Genomic DNA, 23369 nt, shown 5'->3' on the forward strand with positions numbered 1-23369 from the left:
CGGGGACGCCCTGATCGCAGCCATATGCTGATGACGAAAGGAACGAGATGATGGCCCCGCCCCAGGCGTCCAATGGCATGGTCGCGATCGTCGAGGATGACCCCGGCATCCGCGACCTGGTAAAGCTGTTGCTGACCCGCGAGGGCTTCGACGTGCTGGCCTTTGAAGGCTCGGCCGGACTGGAGGCGGACGGCGTCCTGGAACGGCTCGATTGCCTGATCCTCGACCTGATGCTGCCGGGCGAGGACGGGCTGGAGATATGCCAGCGTCTGCGCGCGCGCTGGCCGCGCCTGCCGATCCTGATCGTCACTGCCAAGGATGATCCGATCGACCGGATCATCGGCCTGGAGATCGGCGCGGACGACTATCTGGCCAAGCCGTTCAACAAGCGCGAATTGCTGGCACGGCTACGCTCGATCATCCGGCGCACCCGCGACATCGCGACCGCCTCTGCCGAAGAAAGCGGCGACAATTTCCGCTTCGAAGGCTGGTTGCTGCGCCTGGGCGCCCGCGACCTCACCAACCCGGCAGGCGAACCGGTCGGCCTTACGACAAGCGAATTCGACCTGCTGCATGCGCTCGTTCTCCATCCCCGACGCATCCTCTCGCGCGAGTTGCTGATCGACTGGACGCGTGGCGGCCATGCCAGCCCGGTCGATCGCGTCATTGATGTGCAGATGAGCCGGTTGCGACGCAAACTGGGCGATGATCCACGCGAGCCGGCGATGATCCGCACGGTACGCGGCGATGGCTATCTGTTCGCGCCGGCGGTGACGCGATGCTGAAATTGCGTCCGCTGCGTCTGCGGGACCGCATCGGACTGATCGTCCTGTTGCATCTTCTGGCGATGATCGCGGTGACCCTTCTGTTCCTGCAGCAGACGGACATGCGCAAGATCGCACCGCTTTACCGGGTTCCCGTTCCGGAGAAGGTTGCCCTCATTGTAACGGCCTTCGAGCGGACGCCGCCCAACACCCATGCCGACCTTGTCCGCGCCTTTTCCGATGCGACCCTGCGCGTCACCCTGCTCAAGGCGCTGCCAGCTGAAAATCCGGCATCGGCCACCCCGACGACCCTGGCCCGCTACCGGCAGGCCCTGGGCGGCCGCCCCTTCAGGATCGAGACACAGGGCGATATCGGCCCCGCCAATATCGACATGTGGCCAGCCGTCACCCTGAGCCCGGTGCGGGTATCGGTCGCATTGGCGGAGGGCAACGCCATCCGGGTCGAGCAGATGGTCGCCGCGCCCCTCACCAAGATCGTCAGCAATCTGATGCTCTTCCTGCTCACTGTGGCGATCGTCGACATCATCGTCATCCTCTGGCTCGCCTCGCAGACCACGCGCCCGGTCGAGCGACTTGCCCGCGCAGTGCGCGACGACCGGCTCGACCAGTTGAAGCCGGGAGGACCACGGGAAATCATCGAACTGGGCGAAAGCTTCAGCCAGTTGCGCCAGCACCTGCGCGCGCTGCTCGATGAGCGAACCCGCATGCTCGCCGCCATCGCTCATGATTATCGCACCTATCTGACCCGGATGGATCTGCGCAGCGAGTTTATCGAGGATGAGGATCAGCGCCTGCTGGCGCAACAGGATATCGAGGAAATGCGTGCCCTGCTGAGCGACACCCTGACCTTCGCGCGCGAGTCCGCCGCGACCGATCTGGACATGGCGGTCTGTGATGTTCGCGCCGAATTGGCGCTCGTCGCTGCGGAACGGTCCCAGCGCGACCAACTGGTCGACATCGCACCCTTGCCGCACCCGCTCCATGCCCATGTTTCCCACATCTCGTTGCAGCGCATGCTGGCCAACCTGCTCGATAATGCGGTCCGCTATGGTGGTGGCCTGGCTCGCATCCGGGTGGAGAGCGACGCGTCTCATATCCGTATCTTGGTCGAGGATGATGGCCCCGGCGTACCGCACGGCAGCTTGCAGCGCCTGACCGAACCGTTTGAACGGGTCGAGAGTTCACGGGCCAGGCAGACCGGCGGCGTCGGCCTGGGCCTGTCGATCGTGCAGGCGCTGACCCAGCGCTATCGCGGTGACCTCATGCTGGAGAATCGTCGGGAGGGTGGGTTTCGCGCGATATTGTCGCTCCGCAGGGCCGACACGGATTGATACACAAGCCCCGATCAGTTGATGCAAAACGGCGCGATAACGGGCTCCCATCACATGGAGTTCGATCATGTTCCATCCATCCGGCCGCCCCGTCATTGCCCTGCCCAAATTCCGCATCGGTTCCGTCCGGGCGAGCACCGGCCTTCTGCTCTTCATCGCCATGACCACGGCAATGGGCACGCCGGCCAAAGCACAGGCCGTGCGTCAGACGACCGTCATATCTGCGCCAAGGCTGGTGCAAAGCCGCACGGTCGTGGTCGACCGGGGACGCCCTGGCTGGTGGCGCGGCCATCCCGCCTTCGCTTATTATCATGGTCCCCGCCATGGCTATTATTTCGCGCCCGGCTTTGGCTATTATCCCGTGGCCCCGCGCTATGTGAACGTCGTCTGGCGGGTGGGCGGCACCTTGCCTGTTTCGATGCGCAACTATGTGGTCCTCAATCCCGCCGGCTTCGGCCTTGCCGTGGCGCCGGCCGGACATGTCTGGTGCTATGCGGGCACCAATTTCGTGCTGATCGCGCGGACATCCGGCGTCATCGTCCAATCCGTGGCCGGGGGGTGGTGACGGCCTAATCTTGGGCGGGCGACCGGATACATATCGCCAGATCCGAACCCTATCAGCCCCTCACCCATCGATCCCGGCCTCTGTCATTTTTTGCTGCCAGCCCGGCTTTTCAAGATCCATCAGCAGACGCTCCCACATCAGTGGTCAGCTCGTATCGAGAGAGAAAAGCAGCGACACTGCCCCTTAGGCATCATGCGGCGCACCCTAGAATTTTGCGTCTCGACAACAATGACATGACCGTTCATGCGGTTTGGCGGGGATGAAATTTTGGCGCCACATAAGCGCTACATTATTACGGGGGGGAGTTTTACGTGGTCGGTCGGAACAAAATGTCGGTGCGCCGCTGGACGTTGGCGCTTAGCAGCAGCGTGGCTGCGGTTGCGACCGCTTCGGCCTCGCCAGCCTGGGCACAATGTGTGCCTAATCCAGTTGTGACCGACATGGTGACGACCTGCAGCGGTTTGGAAGAAAATGGTCTGATCGCTGGTGTCAAAGATGCAAAAGTGGTCGTCGATTCTGGTGCAACGGTGTCCGGCCCGGGCCGCGGCAGCATCATCGTCCAGTTTCCCGCACAAGCCGATAGCTTTGGCCATGCAGCATCGGAAATCATCGTCCGTGGCACGGTAACGGGAGCCAATAGCGGTATTTACGTGATTGGACGGCCTGCCGGTTTAACCGACAGCTACTATTCAACGCTGACAGCAAGCGCGATCACCGTCGAACAAGGCGGCAGCATCAGCGGCAGCATCGGCATCTCCGTCAACCCGGTCGGCGGCTATCATCAGGACTGGGCCTGGGTGACACTCTCCAACAGCGGAACGATCAGCGGCACGAGCGGCATTGCGCTACGCGGCAATGATACGGCCAGCGGTCGGTTCGAGAGCATCTATAACAGCAAGACGGGCGTCATCGGGGCAATCCAGGCGCAGGTTGGCCTGCTCGCTAACGAAGGGTTGATCGACGGTGGCGCGATCAGCGCGATCAGCGACCTTCCCGGCTATTACGTCTATTATGGGCAAGGCACGATCACCAATAGCGGCATCATCCGCTCCAGCGGCAGCGCTGCCACCATCTTCCAATATCGAAACTTCAATCCGGGCAATTATGTCGAAAATGCCGGATTGATCGAAAATCTGGGTTCAGGGGCCGCCATCGCCGGCAACACGATCTTCTATCTCGACAATGGCGCGAACGGCATCATTCGCGCCGCATCGGGCGCGGCGATTACGGCGCCGTCTTATCTGTCCATCAGTAACAGCGGCCGGATCGAAAGCCCGGGCGATGCGATCGCAACGAACGGTCGCATCGATCTGACCAACACTGGCACCATAGCCGGCAATGTCGTTTCGGCCACCGGCAACCGTTATAACGGAAGCATAATCGACAATCGCGGCGGTCTGATTGACGGCGATGTTCGCCTCGGCGCGGGCGATGATGTGTTCATTGCCGACGCGACCGGCATAGGTACCGTCACGGGACGGTTGGATGCCGGTGACGGGATCGACACGTTGCGTTACCTCTTCCTGGAAGATACGATCCTCGATTCCGGGATGGCGCTTCCGGCGACCTTTGAGCAACAGGCCATATGGGTGGGCGGAAGTTCCACGCTGACATTGGGGCTGGACTTTGTGTCGACCAGCACGATCGCCGTTGGTGGCGGTGATCGCTATTACTACAACCCGGAAAATCGCTTCATCAACCGAGGCCTCATTGATACCAATGGTCCGGCGCTGGTCAGCGACAATGGCGCGACCGGCGGCCTGACGGCGAGCAATGAAGGTAGAATTCGTGCTCGCCTCATCAGCACGGATCAGTTCGCGGTTGATCTGGATAACGAGTCCTATTTCAGCAATTCCGGCGCTATCTCGGCAATTGGCGGTGGCGCGGTCCGCATTACCCGTGGCGACGCGTTTGCAAATAGCGGCGATATCCTTGCCGACGGGACAGCTGTCATCACGACCATTGCGCTAGCCAATAGCGGCACGATCCGCTCCACCGCTGGACTAGGCGTGGATTTCAGCAATGCGCTGAATGGACGTTCCACCAATAGCGGGCTTATAGAAGGCGCAACCGTTGGCGCACGTATCTATTATGCCACTCTGGTCAACAACGGCACGATCGGATCCGCCGGAACAGCCCTGGAGTTCGGCTATAGCGGCAATTTTTACAATGAATCCGGCGCCATCGTGCGCGGCGGCATGGCCGCGGTTCGTCAGTCTTCCGTCTATCCCGGTTCCGGCGGCTCGCTCCTTTCCAACGCCGGCCTGATAATCGGCGATGTCGATTTCGGCAGCGGCGGCGGTGGAATGCCTAGCAGCAACATGTTCGTCGCTCGCCCGAGCGGCATGCTCGACGGCGATTTGAATCTGGGAAGTGATAACGACACGCTTGTCACCAACTTCGTAAATGATGGTCCCGGTCAATTTGCCGGAGTGAGCGGCACCGTCACCGGCAACGGTAGCGAGAATCTCCGTTATATCATCGACGGGACGTTTGCGACTGACGTCGGCAGGACAGGCATATTCCGGCGCATGGGCTATGATCTGGTAACCGGCAGTTCGCTGACCTTGAGCGCCTCATCAATGCCCGCGGACACTCTGACATTTGCCGGGCAGGGCAGCGTCGATCTGAACGCAGACATGGCCGCCAGCCTTTCTGATCCTCTGATCCGCCTGAATACCGCATCCTACGTCACAGACGCAGAGGGCCTAGCAATCGCCAACGCGGTTACGCTGGTAAGCCATGGCACATTGTCCAAGACAATGACCGATCCCTTTGCTTTTGGGGCGCCCCTGATAGCGGTCAGCGGCGAAAACAGCTTTGAAAATGCGGGCACCATAACTGCAACGGGTACTCAATATTATCGGCTGACGGCCATCGCTGGCGGCGGTACCATTATTAATAGCGGAACCATCGAGATCAGCCGAGCGGACGCTTTTAATGGCAGCTTTTATTCGGCCTATGACAAGACGACCGTGATCAACAGCGGCACCATTCGCGAAGCGACAGGTGGCGACGGAACCGCACGCGGAATCATCAATGCGAATACGCTGGTCAATAGCGGCACGATCGACATGGGCAATACCGCCGTTGCGTATGACTATCTCGTTTATGGCGCGACACTCACCAACAGCGGATTGATCCGCAGTGCAAATGGCGCGGCAATCTCAAGCCTCTACTACGCAGCGTCGATCCGGAACGACGCTGCCGGAACCATTCAGGGCGGTGTCGGCAACACGGCCATTTCCCTCAACAGCGGCCAGATCAGCAACGCCGGCATAATCAAGGGCGATGTCCGCTTCGGCGACGATTATTTCGGCGGTCCCGGCGTCTATATCGCCAATGGAGGTACGATTGAGGGCAACCTGTACTTCAGCTCAGGAAGCGACATTCTTTTCCAGTTGGGGGACGATCTTGGTGTCACCGGATCCATCGATGGTGGCGCGGGGCAGGACATGTTCGGCCGCGTCTTCGCAACCGACACCACGGTAAAGCTGGGCGCACGGCCGGACATCGGGTTTGAACGCGACTATCTGCTGGCACAGGCTGGCGCGACGGTATCGATCGATGCCGCCGCCCAGTCGACCGATATTCTGTTCATCGGCGGCGAAGGGGCCTTCGTCAATCTGGCGACGCTCGACGGGCGTATTTCGACGGACATTCCCTATTATTATTCCTCACCGATGGTCGCCACCTATCTGCCCAGGAAGTTGGCAACATTCGTCAATCGTGGCACGTTGAACGGCGGCTTCGCAGGCAAGACCGTTACCTTCGATAATGAGGGCAGCATTGGCATCTCCGACTTGAGCTATTCCGCTGCGGTCGTCCAATATGGCTATGAAGGCGATCTTCGCTTCACCAACAATGGCACTATCACTGGCGCGAGCTATGGCGCGGTCGAGCTGTTCGGCGATGGTGTGTCCGATGTCAGTTTCCGCAATGATGGCCTCATCAGCGGAAATGTGGTCATCAATACGGGTTTCGCAGAGACGGCAGCAGGCCATCTCGGCATCATGAATGACGGCCTCATAGAAGGCTCCATGTCGGTCCTTACGGGCTTTGCCGGAGAAACGGCCGGAAGCTTCAGCTTCACTAACAGCGGGACGTTGCGCTTTGACGGAGGCGATGCGCTCGCGGTCAGCAACTACCATTATCTTACCGCAAGCGGCGGCCATTATGCGATCGACAATAGTGGCCTGATCGAGAGTGGCGGTGCCCTAGGCGTTGCAATTCGCCTTAGCCTTGGCTTCCCGGGCGACAGCGCCCAGATCGTCAATAGCGGTACCATTCGCGCCAATGGCGACGGCGTGACGGAAACCTATGCCTATCCGGGATATGGGGATTTCATTTATTCCCAGCCTTCCGCCGCTATCGCCCTTTTTGGCGATGATGCGGCCACACTGGCCGTGTCCAACGCGGCGAACGGCATGATCGAGACGACCGGTGCCCTGTCGACGGCGATCTGGGTGAGCGACGCCGCGCTGACACTCGACAATGCCGGCACGATCCATGGCGGGGCGGGCACCGTCCTGGCCGACACGGACCAGTTGGCGCTTTCGCTCGGCAATCCCTACCTTGCCGGCGCGATCCAGACCGTCGGCAATGGCGCCGACAGCATCCGCAACAGCGGCACGATCATCGGGTCGATCGACCTAGGTTTCGTGGACAAAGGTTGACAGCAGGATCGGGCGTTGATTCAAGGCTGCCTTTTGGAGGTGGCGTTGGGCGAGCGTATTGGGCTGACGGAGGACGAGTGGGGGATCATCGGCACATTACTGCCATCTGAGCGTGGTCGTGGCTGTCGTCCAGCACAGGACAACCGGCTGTATTTCGAAGGCATGATGTGGATCGCCCGCACAGGTTCGCAATGGCGCCACTTGCCGGATGAATATGGCAAGTGGAACAGCGTTTTCCGCCGCTACCGGCGCTGGGTTACGACCGGGGTGTTCGAGGCGATGCTCGAGACACTGGGCGAAATGGTGGCTCGTGATGCCACTGCGGACATGATCGACAGCACCGTGGTCCGAGCACATCATTGTGCCGTCGGCATAAAAAAGGGACTCAGGAAACCGAGGCGCTTGGCCGATCGCGAGGCGGATTTCAGCACAAAGCTCCACGCCCGCTGCGATGCCAAAGGCCGACCGCTCGGCTTTGTCCTGACGCCGGGCCAGAGCCACGATATCCAAGGCTTTGGCCCGCTGTTCCGTTTGATTGCTCATAAGATCGAGGCATTGTTGGCGGACAAGGGCTACGATGCAGATGCCATCCGCGAGGAATTGGCCAATGCTGACGTTGAGGCTGTCATTCCCGCCAAAAGCAATCGGCGCGATCCAATCCCACACGATCGCGAAAAATACCGTTGGCGCAATCTTGTCGAACGCCTCTTCAACAAACTCAAGAACTGGCGGCGTATCGCAACTCGATACGACAAAACCAAAGAGTCCTACCTCGGCTTCGTCAATCTCGTCTCAGCCCTGCAATGGATACCCTTTGTCCACGAAACCTAGAAAACTCTTATGTTCGATTTCAAGAGCCTTCGACATGATGAGGTCCTTTCCGCCTTAGATGACGAAGTCAAAGGTGTGGAGCTGATGTGCAGAGTAGGGAGCAGGGCTTTCGACGACGGTTGGCATACTCTTATGCGCGGGTTGGCTACCACATATCCGTATGTTCGTCTGGGGCTGCCTCTGCCTAGGGTCGGGCGTAGACGTTATTGTCCGCCACTTAGTTTTCACGAGGATTCCCCACCGGGGCCCTGCTCCCAACTTTGCACATCAAGCAGATGATGACGCTGGTTCTGTATTGCTCCTTTCTCGTCGCGATTTACCGAGGAAGAACCTTTATGCCCGAACAGTGGGAGAGACTTCCTGCCCGATTGCCCAGAGGAAGGCAGCCATTTCCCGCGCAATCGCCGCTACCGCGACGGTCTTGAGCTTGCCGGTAGTGATCAGTCTGCGATAGCGTGCACAAAGCCGGATCTGGGCTTTCCATGCAATCTCGCGGACTGAGCGTGGTAGCCCGTCCAATCGGGCCTGAATCGTCTGGCTCACGCGAGCGGGATAGCGATAAGTCCATGCACCTTCGATTAGCACTCGGCGGGCTCGCCTATTGCCGGCCTTGGTGATGCCGCCGCGCTTCACCCGCTCGCCTGTTGAACTCTCAGATGGAACAAGCCCGAGGTATGCCATCAACTGCGGCGCCGTTTCGAAGCGTCGTACGTCGCCGATTTCCACGACAAAGGTGACCGCAGCGATGAACGCAATTCCGCGCATTGCCTGATAGGCCTCCACGACAGGCGCCATGGACCAGGACGCAACTACTTCCGCGACCTGTTTGGTCAGCCGGTCTTCACGGATGGCCGCATCCTCGATGGCCTGGATATATTCGGCGAGGACTATGTGATGGGTGGGATGGGTGAAACTCTGCGCCGCCAGCCATCGAAAATGGGTTAGCGTCCGCGCTCGTGGTGTAATTTCCGGTGTAGATTGAGGTGATCGCATGGGGTTGGGCATGCCCAACCCCATGCGATTTCGAACTCGGTGGCCACCGGGCTCATCGGTAAGGTGGAGTTACCACACTTCACACGCCCACCGAGGAGTTGATCCCGATGACCGACGACAGACTACCGCTTGCCGAACTGATGGCGAAGACCGGAGATGGAGATTTCCTGCGTACGATCGCCGAGAGCGTATTGCAGATCATTATGGAGGCCGATGTCGACGGCCTGGTCGGCGCTGGCCGCCATGAACGATCGGGCGAACGCACGACCTGGCGCAATGGCTACCGCGACCGCAGTCTCGATACCCGGCTCGGCACGCTCAACCTCAAGATCCCCAAGCTGCGGACCGGCGCCTACTTCCCCGGCTTCCTGGAGCCGCGCAAGACTGTTGAGAAGGCGCTGGTCGCAGTAATCCAGGAGGCGTGGATTGCCGGGGTCAGCACCCGGCGCGTCGATGAGCTGGTGCAGGCGATGGGCATGACCGGGATATCCAAGTCCTCCGTGTCAAAGCTGTGCAAAGACATCGACGAGCGCGTCCATGCCTTCCTCAAGCGCCCGCTCGCCGGTGACTGGCCCTACCTCTGGCTAGATGCCACCTACCTCAAGGTGCGCGAGGGGGGACGGATCGTCAGTGTCGCCGCGATAATCGCCGTCGCCGTCAACACTGAGGGCAAGCGCGAGATCGTCGGCCTGCACATCGGCCCTTCCGAAGCCGAGCCCTTCTGGTCGAGCTTCCTCAAGGACCTCTCCCGCCGCGGCCTGACCGGCGTGAAGCTGGTCATCTCCGATGCCCACGAGGGCCTCAAGGCAGCGATCACCCGCGTGCTCAGCGCCACCTGGCAGCGCTGCCGCGTCCACTTCATGAGGAACGCGCTCGCCTACGTGCCCAAGGGCCAAAACACGGTTGTTGCTGCTGCGATCCGCCAAGTCTTCCTCCAGCCCGATCATGCGGCCGCAACTCAGGTCTGGCGTCAGGTCGCCGATCAATTGCGCGCCAGATGGCCCAAGCTCGGCGCCTGCATGGACGATGCCGAGCACGACGTGCTCGCCTACATGACCTTCCCCGAGCAGCACCGGGTCAAGCTTCACAGCACCAACCCGCTGGAACGCCTGAACAAGGAAGTGAAGCGCCGCGCCGATGTTGTCGGCATCTTCCCGAACGAGGACAGCATCATCCGCCTCGTCGGTGCCGTCCTGCTCGAGCAGAACGATGAATACCAGCTCCAGCACCGCTACATGCAGATCGAGGGCATGGCCGCCCTTGCCACACCCATAACCGAGGAGGTTCAGCCGCTACAGATTACACCCAAGGCCGCCTGAAAATGCAGCCCGATGGCCAGCACCGAAATTACACCACATTGACGGACGTGACCGAAAATGGGCTCGTGTCCAAGGCGAGCGTCCCGGATAAATCCGACCATGGCGCAACAGGAATGACTGGAGTTGCTGACGTGCCTTCTTCAGCGCGTCGTGAGCGCACTCACGAGCGCGGACAAGGTCTCGCACAGCTTCATGGGCTTCGTCCGGAACCCAAACAGCAGTCAGCTCTCCGGCGCGATGCAACCGTGCCAGGCTGACTGCATCGCGCCGATTGGTCTTCACACGATCGCCCGGACGCTTGGGAATAAGGGATGGAGCAACGACCTGGCACTGATGCCCCAGCCCCATGATCTGGCGATAAAGGTCGTACCCGGTCGGGCCAGCCTCATAACAGAAGTGAAGAGTGGCCCCGCGCTTTGCCAACTTGGCTACCATCGATGCAACCGATGTCGGTTCGGCTGAGATATCGCCAAAGAAACGCACTTCGCCGTTCCGCTCCTTTTCCGCGACCGCAACCGAAATCTTCGCTTTCGATGTATCGAGTCCGATAAAGAGTTCGTTATACTCGCGCATGGTTCGCCCTCGCCTAAGCATGGGGATAGGCGCCGGCCCGTCCGGCGTAACCCCCGTTTCCTGCTTACTCCGAGGGCGGGCCAACTTCACCGCACGAACATACGGTCTAGGGGCTACTCAGTTGGACCCAAAATTCGGCCGGATAGTTCAACGATTTAATGGTCAGGAAACTCCGAGAACTGAGAATGGCCGATGGCCGATGTGCATTGTTCGTTGCACGACACAATCGCATCTCCATGAGTGCGTTCATGTACCGAGTACGCAAAGGCATGCCGGTTGATGAAGCAGCCACTTTACCGCCGCAAAACAAGCCATCTTGATAATCACGCCAGGTGACAACCTCTCCGCACAGCGCTGTGCGCGACCACTGCTAATCGAATGCAAGACCATCTCGGCTGTGCGGCCATCGCATTGCCCATGACAGACGATAAAATTGGTCGATGGACGATCCGCAATCGTTGACCCTGCAAACCTCACCCCCGAGCAACAAGCGATCGTCGACGAATTGTTTCGGCGAAAGTTCGAAGCAACCGGCTTTGATAAACTGCGGCCATAGGCGAGGCTGTTATCCTGAATAGGTGATGAACGTATTACCCTTTCCGAAACTTCGGCAATAGGTCACAAAATCACCACCGTTAACGCCTCCGACCATGACCTCAAAGATCGAAGCTACTTACCTCATGACGGTCTGATGAGGCTGGGCTCGACGCTTCCACGTCCCCGCTATTTAGCTCCTTACCGCGAAATGCGAAGCCGAATGCAGCCAGTCGAGCGATCAGCCGTGCACGTCGCTGCGTACCCACAAGCTAACGGACCCCGGCGCCACCCGCACCGTCAATCGCCCCTCCCCGTCCGCGACACGCTCTTCGTCGCAATGCCCAAGATAGTCGACAAAGGCGGCGTCGGCATGATCGCGACCCAGTTCCACCGTCTTTTCCATGGTGTCACGGTTGGTAAGAATGAGGATGGCGCCCGCTTGCTCATGAGTGCCATGCCGCACGACTATAAGGCAGTACGGGTCGTCAAAAATGTCCGTCTGCGCGCCATGAGCGAAGCGCTGCCGCGCCTGGACTAACCGTGGCAGACAATCAACAGGAGCAATCATTATGTCATGCACCTTGCCGTCGCTCCCTGTGTCGCTGTAGCGCGCGCCATAAAGGTCGGGATGGAAGAGACAGGGCGTCCCCTGCTCGCGCATGAGGATCAGAGCATAGGCGTGCGGCTTGAACCAGTCTTCGACCGGCGCCTCCAGTGCCTGCAAAGGCTGCGTGTCATGATTGCCGACGATCGTCACGGCATGGTCTGGCATCGCAGCGACAAGCGTGTCGTCGAAAAGGGTGCGAAGGTCAAAGTCGCCACCGGCGCGTGACGCCTCGCGAAAGCGGTGATGTAGCGCTACATCGAACAGCATCAGCTGCCGGTCGACTTGCTCAAGATATTGGCCAAGCGCCGCCATGTCGGGGTGCCAATATTCCGCGACCACAAAAAGCTCGGGATCGACACTCTCGCGCATATGGCCAACCCAGTCGCGAAAGAACCAGGCGGGTATATGCTTCGCCGCGTCCAGACGAAATCCGTTGCAGGGCACCTGCTCGGCGATCCAGCGCCCCCAATATTTCAGCTCCTCATAAACGGCTTGATTCCGGAACTCGACGTCGGCGCCCATCAGATAGTCATAATTGCCATTCTCGCCGTCGACCTCGTCATGCCATTCTCCATCGCCATATTCGTTCACCAGGCGGAAAACGCCATCCTCGTCCGGCTGCTCGACATGATCGACGCCGGTGAAACATCTGCTGTCCCACACGAATTCTGAATATTGGCCCTGTCGGCCCGGGAAGGTGAAGCGCGTCCAGGCATGAGCCTCGAAAGCCTCGTCCTCGAACTGGTTGCGATCGTCTGGGTTGGCCCGGCGTACGCGCACAGGCTCGACTTCGTCCGCGCCAATCTTGTGATTGAAGACAACATCGAGGATCACGCCGATACCGGCGTCACGCAGGGCCTTCGTCGCGCCTTCAAATCCGGTCCGATCGCCATGGCGGGTCGCGATCGCTCCCTTCTGGTCGAACTCGCCAAGGTCGAAAAGGTCGTAGCTGTCATAGCCCACCGACTGCTGTCCGGATGCGCCCTTGTAGGCTGGCGGTAGCCAGACATCCGTCACGCCCATTGCAGCAAGCTCGCAAGAGGCCTTGACCACTTCATTCCAGAGCGAGCCATCGGCGGGATAATACCAGTGAAAGAATTGAAGCAGCGTGCGCGGAGCCATGGCAAATCCTTGAACGGAGGCCGCCGCTCAACGAGCCAAAGTTATGCCGGTTGCAGCGCAACAAAAATTCTCGCTGATCTGGATCAGTCGCTGCATCCATTGGGCTTCCTGCGCGTTTATCGCTGGCCGCGCATTGCGGTATCGGATGGAGGACTGCGTGCAGGATAATCTAGACGACCGCATTCGGGTACGGGCACATGCCATCTGGGAAGCGCAGGGTCATCCTGAGGGGCTTGCCGAAGAACATTGGCGTCAGGCGGCCGAGGAAGTGGCGCAGGTCGACAAGTTGGCCGAGCTTCCCCCTCCCGCTGCGACAGGAGCAGCGGCAAAGGCGCTGACCAGGCCGAAAGTGCCCAAACCGACGGTCTGACCCCGTTGGTTCTCGCCCGCCCCCGCCATGACAGGACCGAGCCGCATTGAGCCAGCATCCTGACCGCCTCGAGAGCGGATCACCCTATCCTCTTGGCGCAAGTTTTGACGGGCTTGGCGTCAACTTCGCCATTTTTTCAGCCAATGCCGATCGGATCGAACTTTGCCTGTTCGATCCCGGAGGCCGCAAGGAAATCGCACGGCTGACCTTGCCCGAATGTACCGATGAGGTCTGGCACGGCTACCTGCCCGACGCACGGCCGGGCCTCCTCTATGGCTATCGCGTCCATGGCCCTTACGCCCCCGAACAGGGCCATCGCTTCAATCCCAACAAGCTGCTGCTCGATCCCTATGCCCGACGGCTGTCTGGCGCCATCAGATGGAATGATGTGCTGCACGGCTATCCGGTCCGCGGCCGGCGCAGGGATCTGGGATTCGACAGACGCGACAGTGCCAGTGCCATGCCCAAGGCTGTGGTCACTCACGACAGTTTCGACTGGTCGCGCGATGTCTGCCCGAACGTTCCCTGGTCGGAAACAGTGATTTATGAAGCGCATGCCAAGGGCCTGACCAAGCTGCTGGAGGCGGCCCCCGCGCAGGAGCGCGGCACCTTTGCGGCGCTCGCCCATCCCAGGGTCATCGACCATATGAAGCGGCTGGGCATCACGACGCTCGAGTTGATGCCGATCCATGCCTTCACGCAGGATCGCTTCCTGCTGGAAAAAGGCCTTCGTAATTATTGGGGCTATAACAGTCTGAGCTTCTTCGCGCCCGAGCCAGGCTATTTTTCCAGCGATAGCCATGACGAGTTTCGCGTCGCAGTGCGGCGCCTGCACGCGGCCGGGATCGAGGTGATCCTCGATGTCGTCTATAATCATAGCTGCGAGGGCAGCGAGCTTGGCCCGACATTGTCATGGCGTGGCATCGACAATGCGACCTATTACCGGCTGTTGCCCGACGATCCGCGCTACTGCCTCAATGACACCGGCACCGGCAACACCTTCAAGCTCACTCATGCTCGCGTGATCCAGATGGTGGCCGACTCGCTGCGATACTGGGCAACCAGCTTCGGAGTAGACGGTTTCCGCTTCGATCTGGGGCTGACGCTTGGCCGTACGGATCATGGCTTCGACCCCAATGCCGGTCTCTTCGACGTGCTGCGCCAGGATCCGATCCTTGGTCGCCTCAAGCTTATCACCGAGCCATGGGACGTGGGCATGGGCGGCTATCAGCTCGGTAATTTCCCGCCCGGATTTGCCGAATGGAACGACAAATATCGCGATACCGCGCGGCGCTTCTGGCGAGGCGATCCCGGGCAGCGCGCCGATCTCGCCGCCCGGCTTTCAGGATCGGGCGACCTGTTTGATCGTCGTGCGCGTCGCCCTTGGGCAAGCGTCAATTTTCTCGCCAGCCATGATGGCTACACGCTCGCTGACCTCGTCTCCTATGAAGAGCGGCACAACGAGGCCAATGGCGAGGATAATCGCGACGGCCATGACAATAATCTTTCGCGCAACTGGGGCGCGGAAGGACCGACCCCCGAGCCGGCCATCCTCGCGACGAGAGGCAGGGTAAGGCGAGCGATGCTCACGACCTTGCTTGCCTCGCTCGGCACGCCGATGCTCGTGGCCGGCGACGAGTTTGGCCGCAGCCAGGGCGGCAATAACAATGCCTATTGCCAGGATAATGACATCAGCTGGCTCGACTGGTCGCTGATGGAGGGAGAGGAAGGCAAGGCCCTCTTCGCCTTCACCGCGCGGTTGATTGCCCTGCGCAAGGCTCATCCGGTGTTGCGCGCATCGACCTTTCTCTACGGGCAGAATTCTCCGGGGTTCGGCATCAACGACATCGAATGGTGGGACGAGCGCGGGGAGCAACTGTCCCGGGAGGACTGGGATAACCCTGACGGGCGTGCGCTCGTCATGCGGCGGGCGACCCTGCTGGAGGATGGGCGAGTCGAGGCGCTGACACTGCTCCTCAATGCGAGCGGAGACCCCATCGACTTCACCCTCCCCGCTCCCTCGGCGCCGCGGCAAGTGCTGATCGACAGCGCGCAGCCGGAGCGGGAACCCTTCGCGATCGGCGACGATTACCGGGTCGAGGCCCACTCCGCTGTGCTGGTTTGCTGGCTGGGTGAAAGGCCGCGACCATGATCCAATGGGGCCCGGCCGACATCGGTGGGGGACGCTGGCGTTTCGCTCTCTGGGCACCCGACCGACAAAGCGTGTCGCTCGAAATCGAGGGCGGAGCGACCTTGCCGATGGAGCCCGCTGATGATGGCTGGTTCTGTGTTGAGACCAGGGCCAGCGAGGACAGCCATTATCGCTTCCGCCTTGCCCCCGACCTTGCAGTCCCTGATCCCGCGTCGCGCCGCCAGGCTGGCGGTGTCCACGGCTGGAGCGTCGTCACCCCGATATCGCCGCCTGCCACCGGCTGGACGGGTCGCCCCTGGGAAGAAGCCGTCATCTATGAGCTGCATGTCGGCCTGTGCGGCGGATTCGCCGGAGTGGCTGACCGACTGCCCGCTTTGGCCGCCATGGGCGTCACCGCGATCGAATTGATGCCCGTCAACGCTTTTAGTGGATCGCGCAACTGGGGCTATGATGGCGTCCTGCCCTTTGCGCCGGCCGAGGTCTATGGAAGTCCTGCGGACCTGCGTGGCCTGATCGACGCCGCGCATGAACTGGGTCTCATGATCTTCCTCGACGTCGTCTACAACCATTTCGGCCCGGACGGCAATTATCTGGGCGCCTATGCCGCGCCCTTCTTCCATGCCGAACGCCACACGCCCTGGGGCGGCGCGGTGGCGGTCGATCGTCCGCCGGTCGCGGCCTTTTTCCGCGAAAATGCGCTGATGTGGCTCAATGACTATGGCTTCGATGGACTGCGCTTCGATGCGGTCCATGCGATCGGCGACGACGCGTTCCTCGACGCGCTGGCGCACGACCTTCGCGCCGCCACGCCCGGGCGCCACATCCACCTGATGCTGGAAAATGAGCGTAATGATGCCGGCCGCCTGGGGCCCATGCGCTATGATGCCCAGTGGAATGACGATTTCCACAATGTCATGCACGTCCTTTTGACCGGTGAGCGTGACGCCTACTATGAGGACTTCGCCGAGCGCCCGGCGCACCGGCTCGCGCGATGTCTTATGGAAGGCTTCATCTATCAGGGTGATCCATCGCCCCATCAGCAGGGCAAGCTACGTGGGACGCCTAGCGCCCATCTCCCCCCATCGGCCTTCATCGCCTTCCTTCAAAATCACGACCAGACCGGCAATCGTGCGCTGGGCGAGCGGCTGATCGCGCTGACATCGCCGGAACGGCTGAAGGCCGCGACGACGCTCCTGCTGCTCATGCCGCACATCCCCCTGCTTTTCATGGGGGAGGAGGCCGGCGCGACCAGCCCCTTCCTCTTCTTCACCGATTTCCATGACGAATTGGCCGATGCCGTACGCGAGGGCCGACGCCGCGAGTTCAAGAGCTTTGCCGCCTTCGCCAGGCAGGACGCCCGCGCGCGCATTCCTGATCCCAACGCCCACAAAACCTTCGACGTGGGTCGGATAGTGGAGGGGCCTGACGCGGCCGAATGGCGCCGCTTCTACCAAACGCTTCTGACACTGCGCCACCGCGCGATCGTGCCGGGAATCGCTGGCGCGCACGCGCTTGAAGCGACCGTGCTGACCCAAAGCGCTGTACAGGCGCTATGGCGGCTCGGCGACGGGCGTCTGCTTTCCATCCTTCTCAATCTTGGCGATCTGCCGGTCGATTGTTCCAGACGAGAGAAGCCGGCATTTTCGGCTGGAACGCCAGGTGGCCCTCCCAGCTGCGCCGTCTGGATCGATCTGCCATGATGACGCTGCTCCATCAGCTTGCGCAGGAAGCGGGCATAGCCCGCCTCTGGACAGACGCGGATGGCGAGGAGCGACAGGTGAGCGACGAGAGCCTGCGGGAAATCCTGTCTGCGCTGGGGTTGGGGCTCGGAAATGGGGACGAGGCAGCCATCACCATCGCGCGCGCGGCGCTTCACGAGCGGCGTTCGGCCCGCCCTGCCCTCATCACAGTGGATTGCGGGGAACCGCTCGCCCTGCCCGAGGGCGTACGCACGCTTCGAACCGACACGGGCGAGGTGATCGAAATCGACGCGGAGCGCGGCTTCTCGCGCCCCGGCTACTACCGCGCGGTCTATGATGACGGTAGCATCCTTCTTGCGGCAGCCCCTGTCCGTTGCCCGGCCATAAAAAGACGCGGCTGGGGCGTCACGATCCAGATCCCGTCGCTGCGCGGCGACGACAAGGACTTTGGTGATTTTGGCCTGCTGGCCGAGGCAGTGGCACAGCTGGGGGCATGTGGTGCGGATGCTGTGGCGCTGAGCCCGGTCCATGCGCTGTCGCTGGCCGACCCGGGCCGTTTCGCACCCTACTCGCCGTCGAGCAGGATTGCGCTCAATGCGCTGTTTGCCCCACTTGAGACAGCCGGCGTGTCGCCCTCGGCAGCTCTGATCGACTGGGACGTCGCCGGCCCGGCCAGGCTGGCCGCTCTTGAGGAGGCGATCGCGCGCAGCGCACAGGATGATGTGGTGCCAAGTGAGGCGGGAGGCTTCGAACATTTCGTCCAGAAGCGGTCGCGGGCCGGGCTCGACGCCGTCCAGCGCGCCGCGCGGGATGCTGGCATGGCTATCGGCATCATCGCCGATCTTGCGGTCGGCGTCGATCCGCAGGGCGAGGAAGCGCGTGGTGATCCCGGCCTATTCCTGCAGGGACTGCGCATCGGTGCACCGCCCGACCCACTTGGGCCACAGGGACAGGACTGGGGCCTCACCAGCTACAGTCCGCAAGGTCTCGCCGATCGGGAATTTGCCCCCTTCATCGCTATGCTGCGGGCTAATCTGCCGCAAGGCGGCGGCATTCGCATCGACCACGCCTTCGGTCTTCAGCGGCTCTGGGTGATCCCGCAGGGCCGTCCGGCGAGCGAGGGGGCCTATCTCACTTATCCGTTCAACGACCTGCTGCGCCTGTTGAAGCTGGAGGCCTGGCGCGCCGACGCGATCGTCATCGCCGAAGATCTGGGCACCCGGCCGCCCGGCTTTAGCGAGGCGCTGGGAGAGGCGGGCATTTACGGCATGACCGTCCTCCCCTTTACACGCGACGATAAGGGATTTCTCGGCGCCTCCGCCTATCCTCCAGGATCCGTCGCCATGAGCGGCACCCATGATATCGCGACAATCGCCGGCTGGTGGACCGGCCGCGACCTGGATTGGAACCGCACGCTCAATCGAGGTGGAGAGACTCAGGCGGAACGCGCCAAGGCACGTAGTAAGCTGTGGCAGGCCATCGGATCGGGAGCGCCGCAGCCGAGCGACGACGATCCGACGCCCGTGATCGAGCGGGCCTTAAGCTTTCTGGCCGGGTCAGCTTCGCCGCTCCTGCTGGTACCCATGGAGGATCTGGCCGGTCTTGTCGAACAGCCCAACCTTCCTGGCACCACAACCGAGCATCCCAACTGGCGTCGCCGCCTCCCGGCACCGATCGACGCTCTGCTGGCCGAGCCTGCGGTTCAGCGGCGCATCGCCTGCCTGAACAAGATCCGTCCGGCAGCCGCCCTGTTGCAGGAGGAGCAGCCATGACGCCGCGCGCGACTTATCGGGTGCAGTTGACGAAGGATTTTCCTTTCAAAGCAGCCGAGGCGATTGTCCCCTATCTGGCGGATCTGGGCATCAGTCACCTTTATGCATCGCCGATCACGACCGCGCGCAGCGGCTCTACGCATGGCTATGATGTCGTCGACCCGACCCGGATCAATCCCGAACTGGGCGGCGAGGACGGCTTCCGCAGCCTCGTCACAGCCCTGCGTGCCCATGACATGGGCATCATCATCGACATCGTTCCCAACCATATGGGCGTGGCGGGCGGCGAGAACCCATGGTGGAACGATATTCTGCGGCTGGGCCGTGCCAGCTCCTACGCCGGCTACTTCGATATCGACTGGAATGGGCCTTTGATCCTGCCGATATTGGGAGCCCCGTTGGCTGACGTCATCGCGCAGGGTGATCTGGTCTTGGGATCGGAGGGCGAAGCACATCTCCTCCTCTATGGAGAGCAGAAGCTGCCCCTACGCCCGGATGGGCCGCTGGAAGGCGATGTATCGACGATCGCCCATGCTCAGCATTACGCTCTCGTCCATTGGCGCGCCGCCAACGACCTGCTGAACTGGCGCCGCTTCTTTTCCATCAACGAACTGGCCGGCCTCAAGGTCGAGGAGCTGTCCGTTTTCGAAGCCACCCATGCGCTATACTTCCGCCTGTATCGCCAGGGCCTGATCGACGGTCTGCGGATCGACCATGTCGATGGTCTATCCGATCCGGCGGGCTATTGCCGCAAGCTCCGCGCCCGCATGGCTGCCATACGTCCCGGCGCCATCATCCTGATTGAGAAGATTCTCGGCGCGCAGGAAGCTCTCGCCACAGACTGGGGTGTAGACGGGACGACCGGCTATGATTTCATGCGCGATATCATGGCCCTGCTGCACGACCCTGTAGGCGAGGCGCCGCTCGCACGCCTCTGGGTGGCGCTCGATGCCGATCATGCCGATCCGCAGAAGGTAGTCCGACAGGCGAAGCGCGACATGCTCGACTGGCAGTTCGAGGCGCAGTTGGCCGCCTGCGTGGAAGAATTTGGGAGGCTTGCCTCGAGCAGCGGCCAGTCCATGATCGAAGCATGGACGGCGCCAATGCTCCGCCGAGCGATCGCCTGCCTGTTGCAGGCTTTTCCGGTTTATCGCACCTATGGCGACGGGCGCTCTGCTCCCGATAGCGATGCGGTTGCGCGGGCGGACGCATGGGAAGCAGCGCGGTCGCAGCTGGCGCCGGGCGAAGGACCGGTGGCCCGGCAAATCCTTGCCTGGCTTGCGGGCGACGGCCCCGGCAGCGCAGATTTTGCTGCCGAGGCCGTTCGCAAGTTCCAGCAGCTCTCGGCGCCCATCGCAGCCAAAGGGGTCGAGGACACCGCCTTTTATCGCCGAGCGCCTCTCCTGTCGGCCAACGAGGTCGGATCGGCGCCCGAGCAGTTTGCGATCTCGCCAGCCGAATTCCACCGCCGGGTGATGGACCGCGCGCGCGATTTTCCAGGCGCGATGCTGGCAACCGCGACCCACGACCATAAGCGGGGCGAGGATAGTCGCGCGCGCATCGCCACCCTGAGCGCTATTCCCGAACTGTGGGCGGACCGCGTCCAGCAATGGAACGTTGTTGCCGATGAGTGCGGGCCTAACGTCCATCCCGCCGATCGCTATCAGCTTTTCCAAACCTTGTTCGGTGCTTGGTCAGATGAAGGCACGTCCCCCCGCTTCGAGGAGCGTATCCTCGCCTGGCAGCAGAAATCGCTGCGAGAGACCCGCCTACGATCAAGCTGGGAGGATCCGGATCTTGATTATGAGAAGAAGGCGGCCCGGCTGGTTTCCAATCTGCTGGCCAACCAGAATTTCGCGAGCAACTTGGCGCAGTTCGTCAAGCAAATGGCGCTTGCTTCGCGGATCAACAGTCTGGTTCAGACGACGCTCAAATTCTGCCTGCCAGGCGTCCCTGACATCTATCAGGGATGTGAACTGGAAGATTTCAGCCTCGTCGACCCTGACAATCGACGGGCTGTAGATTATGCCCGACGCAAAGCACTGCTCGCAATGCGCGACGTCGGCGGAAACGGTAAGCTGCAGCTTGTTCATCGGCTTTTGTCGATGCGCCGCGACAATCCCGAACTGTTCGCGTCCGGAACTTACAAGCCCGTGCTGGTCGAAGGACCACGGGCCGGCCACGTTCTTGGCTTCACACGCAGCCATCGCGATGTGCGACTGACGTGCGCCTTCATGATCCGCGCGGCAGCCACAGTTGCCGCCACTGGCGATCTGCCTCCAGCTGAATGGTGGCGCGATACGCATCTTGTGCTCGACGAGATCGTCCCCGCCCACCGATTATTTGCCCATGAACCCTTTCTTATTAATCTCGATAAAGGTTTCGAATAATTGTGGAACAAGGAGCCAGACCGCGCGTCTCATTGGCTGCTCAGCCTTCCTTGACTGGAGACGCTCGTGGTATTTGAATCCCGCACGTTGCAATGGTTTGCCAACCGCGTCGATACTATCGAGATCCGCTGTAACGCCCATCGTGATATGCGAACAACCGTGGCGCGGCATCTTCTGGACCGGGAGCGCCGGGGTGAGACTGTCCAGTTCGAGAATGACGAAGCGCGCCGACTTTGCATTTCGACTGACATGCTTTGGGAACTCAGCATCCGCCACGCAGATGGCAGTCACGTGTATGTGGCCTCGTCCAGCTTTGAGAACTGTGTTGCCCTCCTTCAACAGGTCGACGGGATCGGGCTGACGAGCGGCGTCGCTGCGTGAAATTTCGTTTCCTAACGGTGAAGGTCAGGATCGCTGCGCTAGTCATCTGACCTCCTAGCCCGCCGCATGCGACCGGAAATCTGCAGGCGGCTCACCATCCCTCCATAGTCCGAAAATCACCGCAATAGGTGCGGCTCGACAGTCACATACTGACTAGCGCCGCCCCTCTCGAGATTCAAAGATCACCCACATTGCAGCTGGAGGCCCGATTTCTTGGAGACTTTCTCGGAACGCTGCGACCGATTTGAACTGGCGCATTCCCGCCAAAAAACGACCGCTTGTGGACGCGCTTAGCCATCAGTTTCGCGTCCCCAGATGCAGAGAGGCAGCTTTCCCCATTCTGGATGTTTAAGACTGGCCGGTAGGCGACTGTCGCGTTTGGAGCGCAGATACAGAGATGTTTGCCGCTCAGCTATCCCCGCGATGGGGCGCCGAACCGGACATTCGTCTAACGGCCAAACTGAACGCAACCTCGCTTATTTTCTGCGCAATATTTGCCGCGTAAAAGAAGGAGCATGGCGAAACCGCCATGCCCCTCCTATTTGTACGGTATAGCCGAGATCAGTCGTGCAGCGAGTGCTTCAGGTCGCGAATTTCGTCATGACCGGCCTTCACGGTCACATAGGCATCCTCGATGATCGCTTTGACCGCCGGGCTGACTTCCGTGTCGCGGATTGCGTCTTCGAACTTGTGCTTGATGTGATCTTCGCCGGCTTCGACCTGATCGACAATCGCCACGTCGTCGCTCGACATTGAATTGCGCAGGTTGAGGAAGAGGCGATGCGCGCCTGCCAGAAGCGTGCCGTCATCTTCCGGCGTACCGCCCAGTGCGCGCACTTCGCCTTGCAGCTTAGTGGTCAGGGCCTGGCGCTCGCTGCCGCGACGCAGAAAGATCGGCGTGAAGCGCGAAGTGTCGGAAGCCTTCGCCGCTTCGGAATAGCCGTCCGCGCTGTCGATGACCGTCTCGATCAGCGAATTGAGCGTCTTGATGTCATGATCGGTGGACATTGATTTCTCCTGCGAGCTTGGATGGAAATCTGATATGATTAGCTTGCCTCAAGCATGGTCGAGGCCGCGTTTCAGCGATCATTAAACTCGATTACGAAGAATTGTTTCCGGGAAGATTTTGGGCGCGTCGATCAACTGTGCGTCTGTCTGGCATGAGGCGCGTGGGCTGTTCAAACGGGCTTGCCGACGCCTGATTTCTTTGCTTCCGCGTCGAACCTTATGCGGCGCGCCGCATTCTTGAAGCTTAGCCACAATGC

General features: G+C 61.0%; 15 protein-coding genes and 1 pseudogene. 12 read left to right on the top strand and 4 right to left on the bottom strand.

Going from position 1 to position 23369, the window contains the following annotated elements; all coding sequences use genetic code 11:
- Positions 1-47 precede the first annotated feature (47 nt).
- From VHN57_RS25860 to VHN57_RS25880, 5 genes are all read left to right on the top strand, one after another.
- On the top strand, positions 48-785 hold the full coding sequence (locus VHN57_RS25860) for a response regulator (RefSeq protein WP_234791896.1): 738 nt from the start codon (positions 48-50) through the stop codon (positions 783-785).
- Positions 779-2116 carry an ATP-binding protein gene (locus tag VHN57_RS25865; protein WP_069335606.1) on the top strand — a complete coding sequence of 446 codons (1338 nt, stop codon included), beginning with the start codon at positions 779-781 and terminating at the stop codon, positions 2114-2116. The genes VHN57_RS25860 and VHN57_RS25865 overlap by 7 nt, the downstream gene beginning before the upstream one ends.
- 67 nt (positions 2117-2183) lie before the next feature.
- Positions 2184-2681 carry an RcnB family protein gene (locus VHN57_RS25870; protein WP_051887092.1) on the top strand — a complete coding sequence of 166 codons (498 nt, stop codon included), beginning with the start codon at positions 2184-2186 and terminating at the stop codon, positions 2679-2681.
- A 311-nt stretch (positions 2682-2992) separates the two neighbouring features.
- Positions 2993-7357 carry a beta strand repeat-containing protein gene (locus VHN57_RS25875; RefSeq protein WP_423286388.1) on the top strand — a complete coding sequence of 1455 codons (4365 nt, stop codon included), beginning with the start codon at positions 2993-2995 and terminating at the stop codon, positions 7355-7357.
- 45 nt (positions 7358-7402) lie between these two features.
- On the top strand, positions 7403-8188 hold the full coding sequence (locus tag VHN57_RS25880; RefSeq protein WP_423285053.1) for an IS5 family transposase: 786 nt from the start codon (positions 7403-7405) through the stop codon (positions 8186-8188).
- Between the two features lie 333 nt (positions 8189-8521).
- Here VHN57_RS25880 and VHN57_RS25885 read toward each other — a convergent pair whose 3' ends face one another.
- A complete protein-coding gene (locus tag VHN57_RS25885; RefSeq protein ID WP_423286391.1) occupies positions 8522-9193 on the bottom strand; it encodes a transposase in 672 nt (223 codons plus the stop codon).
- A 95-nt stretch (positions 9194-9288) separates the two neighbouring features.
- On the opposite strand from VHN57_RS25885, the gene VHN57_RS25890 reads away from it, so the two are divergent.
- The gene (locus tag VHN57_RS25890; protein WP_099231114.1) at positions 9289-10500 is read left to right on the top strand and encodes an IS256 family transposase; all 1212 of its coding nucleotides are present in this window, start codon (positions 9289-9291) and stop codon (positions 10498-10500) included.
- 66 nt (positions 10501-10566) lie between these two features.
- On the opposite strand, the pseudogene VHN57_RS25895 reads toward VHN57_RS25890, so the two are convergent.
- Together VHN57_RS25895 and amyA are read right to left on the bottom strand one after the other, a co-directional pair.
- A pseudogene (locus tag VHN57_RS25895) lies at positions 10567-11073 on the bottom strand (IS110 family transposase); the annotation flags it as partial.
- Between the two features lie 775 nt (positions 11074-11848).
- Positions 11849-13339: an alpha-amylase gene (gene amyA, locus VHN57_RS25900; protein WP_277788570.1), complete on the bottom strand. Its 1491-nt coding sequence runs from the start codon at positions 13337-13339 to the stop codon at positions 11849-11851.
- A gap of 43 nt (positions 13340-13382) precedes the next feature.
- On the opposite strand from amyA, the gene VHN57_RS25905 reads away from it, so the two are divergent.
- The 6 genes from VHN57_RS25905 (at position 13383) to VHN57_RS25930 (ending at position 22104) form a co-directional block, all read left to right on the top strand.
- A complete protein-coding gene (locus VHN57_RS25905; protein ID WP_202906983.1) occupies positions 13383-13709 on the top strand; it encodes a DUF2934 domain-containing protein in 327 nt (108 codons plus the stop codon).
- A gap of 46 nt (positions 13710-13755) precedes the next feature.
- On the top strand, positions 13756-15861 hold the full coding sequence (gene glgX / locus VHN57_RS25910; protein ID WP_423286395.1) for a glycogen debranching protein GlgX: 2106 nt from the start codon (positions 13756-13758) through the stop codon (positions 15859-15861).
- On the top strand, positions 15858-17561 hold the full coding sequence (gene treZ / locus VHN57_RS25915; RefSeq protein WP_423286398.1) for a malto-oligosyltrehalose trehalohydrolase: 1704 nt from the start codon (positions 15858-15860) through the stop codon (positions 17559-17561). Before glgX ends, treZ begins: the two co-directional genes overlap by 4 nt.
- Positions 17558-19333, top strand: a complete 1776-nt coding sequence (locus tag VHN57_RS25920; protein ID WP_423286401.1) for a 4-alpha-glucanotransferase — start codon at positions 17558-17560, stop codon at positions 19331-19333. The genes treZ and VHN57_RS25920 overlap by 4 nt, the downstream gene beginning before the upstream one ends.
- Complete coding sequence (treY, locus tag VHN57_RS25925) at positions 19330-21723, top strand: malto-oligosyltrehalose synthase (RefSeq protein ID WP_423286404.1); 2394 nt, start codon at positions 19330-19332, stop codon at positions 21721-21723. Before VHN57_RS25920 ends, treY begins: the two co-directional genes overlap by 4 nt.
- 66 nt (positions 21724-21789) lie before the next feature.
- Complete coding sequence (locus VHN57_RS25930; protein WP_125989763.1) at positions 21790-22104, top strand: hypothetical protein; 315 nt, start codon at positions 21790-21792, stop codon at positions 22102-22104.
- 561 nt (positions 22105-22665) lie between these two features.
- On the opposite strand, the gene VHN57_RS25935 is transcribed toward VHN57_RS25930, so the two are convergent.
- The gene (locus VHN57_RS25935) at positions 22666-23112 is read right to left on the bottom strand and encodes a PA2169 family four-helix-bundle protein (protein ID WP_063975898.1); all 447 of its coding nucleotides are present in this window, start codon (positions 23110-23112) and stop codon (positions 22666-22668) included.
- Positions 23113-23369: the final 257 nt, after the last annotated feature.

The sequence above is a fragment of the Sphingobium salicis subsp. salicis genome (genome assembly GCF_049472635.1).
In the GTDB taxonomy this organism is placed as follows: domain Bacteria; phylum Pseudomonadota; class Alphaproteobacteria; order Sphingomonadales; family Sphingomonadaceae; genus Sphingobium; species Sphingobium yanoikuyae_A.

Excerpts from the sequence above, each read along its gene's own strand:
- VHN57_RS25860 (WP_234791896.1), top strand. The coding sequence starts at position 48 with ATGATGGCCCCGCCCCAGGCGTCCAATGGCATGGTCGCGATCGTCGAG.
- treZ (WP_423286398.1), top strand. The coding sequence starts at position 15,858 with ATGATCCAATGGGGCCCGGCCGACATCGGTGGGGGACGCTGGCGTTTC.
- VHN57_RS25865 (WP_069335606.1), top strand. The coding sequence starts at position 779 with ATGCTGAAATTGCGTCCGCTGCGTCTGCGGGACCGCATCGGACTGATC.
- amyA (WP_277788570.1), bottom strand. The coding sequence starts at position 13,339 with ATGGCTCCGCGCACGCTGCTTCAATTCTTTCACTGGTATTATCCCGCC.
- VHN57_RS25905 (WP_202906983.1), top strand. The coding sequence starts at position 13,383 with ATGCCGGTTGCAGCGCAACAAAAATTCTCGCTGATCTGGATCAGTCGC.
- VHN57_RS25870 (WP_051887092.1), top strand. The coding sequence starts at position 2,184 with ATGTTCCATCCATCCGGCCGCCCCGTCATTGCCCTGCCCAAATTCCGC.
- VHN57_RS25920 (WP_423286401.1), top strand. The coding sequence starts at position 17,558 with ATGATGACGCTGCTCCATCAGCTTGCGCAGGAAGCGGGCATAGCCCGC.
- treY (WP_423286404.1), top strand. The coding sequence starts at position 19,330 with ATGACGCCGCGCGCGACTTATCGGGTGCAGTTGACGAAGGATTTTCCT.
- VHN57_RS25935 (WP_063975898.1), bottom strand. The coding sequence starts at position 23,112 with ATGTCCACCGATCATGACATCAAGACGCTCAATTCGCTGATCGAGACG.
- VHN57_RS25890 (WP_099231114.1), top strand. The coding sequence starts at position 9,289 with ATGACCGACGACAGACTACCGCTTGCCGAACTGATGGCGAAGACCGGA.
- VHN57_RS25885 (WP_423286391.1), bottom strand. The coding sequence starts at position 9,193 with ATGCCCAACCCCATGCGATCACCTCAATCTACACCGGAAATTACACCA.